1 protein-coding gene is annotated in these 1264 nt (G+C 73.7%); it reads right to left on the bottom strand.

All coding sequences use genetic code 11. The features are described 5' to 3' along the window. Positions 1-134: 134 nt before the first annotated feature. Positions 135-1264, bottom strand: a 1130-nt coding sequence (locus tag F2B26_RS16275) for an ABC transporter permease (protein ID WP_159811116.1), incomplete at its 5' end; no start/stop codon positions are given.

Genomic DNA, 1264 nt, shown 5'->3' with positions numbered 1-1264 from the left:
CGTGGCCCGGACCGCCCGCGGCCCCGCCCGGACCACCCGCCGCACCGCCGCCCGGCAGCTCGATCGGCCGGTGCGGCTCGTCCGGCTGCGGGGTCCCGTCCTGGTTCATCACATGCTCCTTCTGCCTGGTTCGCTCACTCGTAGCGCAGCGCGTCGATGGGGCGCAGCGCGGCGGCCCGGTTGGCCGGGTAGATGCCGAAGAAGAGGCCGACGGCCGCCGAGACGCCGAAGGCGAGCAGCACCGACCCGGTCGAGACGACGGGGTGGATGCCGAGGATCGTGAACCGCGTGCCGAGCAGCCCGACGAGGATCCCCATCGTGCCGCCGAGCACGGACAGCAGCACCGCCTCGAGCAGGAACTGCCCCACGACGTCCGACCGCTGCGCCCCGATGGCCTTGCGGATGCCGATCTCACGTGTCCGCTCGGTGACCGAGACCAGCATGATGTTCATCACCCCGATGCCGCCGACCAGCAGCGAGATCGCGGCCACCGAGCCGAGCAGCACCGTGAAGGTGGCGGTCGTCGCGGTCGCGGCGGCGACGAAGGACGCGGCGCTGGACACCGTGAAGTCGGCGGTCGAGGCACTCACGTGGTGCCGGGCGTCCAGGATGTCGGTGATCTCGGACTGGGCCGCCGTGGTGGCCTGCGCCGAGGCGGCCTTCACGCTGATCGCGGAGAGGTTGCCGTACCCGGTGAGCGTGTCCTGCACGGCCGGCAGCGGGGCGATGACGCGGTCGTCCTGGTCCTGGCCGAGCGCGGTCCCCTTCGAGGTGAGCACGCCGACCACCTGGAACGGGATGCCGTTGAGTGAGATGCGCTGCCCGACGACCGACAGCCCGTCACCGCCGACGAGGTCCTGCGCCGCGGTGACGCCGATGAGCGCCACCCGGCGGTGCGCCACGTAGTCGGAGTCGGTGAAGGTGCTCCCGGCCTGGACCGTGTCGTCGTCGATGCCCAGGTAGCTCGGCGAGGTGCCGAGGAAGGACGCGAGCGTGTGCGAGGCCCCCGCATCGGTCGCCACCACGTTCGACGCGGTGACGACGGGTGCGACCGCGGCGACGTCGGGCGCCTGGCTGGTGTCCTCCAGCGCGGCCGCGTCGTCCAGGGTGAGGGTGGCCGCGCGGGTCTGGGTGCTCGTACCGGCCGACGACGTGCCGCCGGACGTGCCGGCCGAGGCGCCCCCGGACCGCGTGCCACCCGATCCGCTGCCACCCGATCCGCCACCCCCGGGCGCGGCGGCACCGGACCCGCCGGTCGCACCCG

The organism is Cellulomonas citrea, assembly GCF_009829685.1.
Taxonomy (GTDB): domain Bacteria; phylum Actinomycetota; class Actinomycetes; order Actinomycetales; family Cellulomonadaceae; genus Cellulomonas; species Cellulomonas citrea.
The sequence above is the reverse complement of the archived record's forward strand: the minus strand, read 5'-3'. Positions and strand labels throughout refer to the sequence as shown.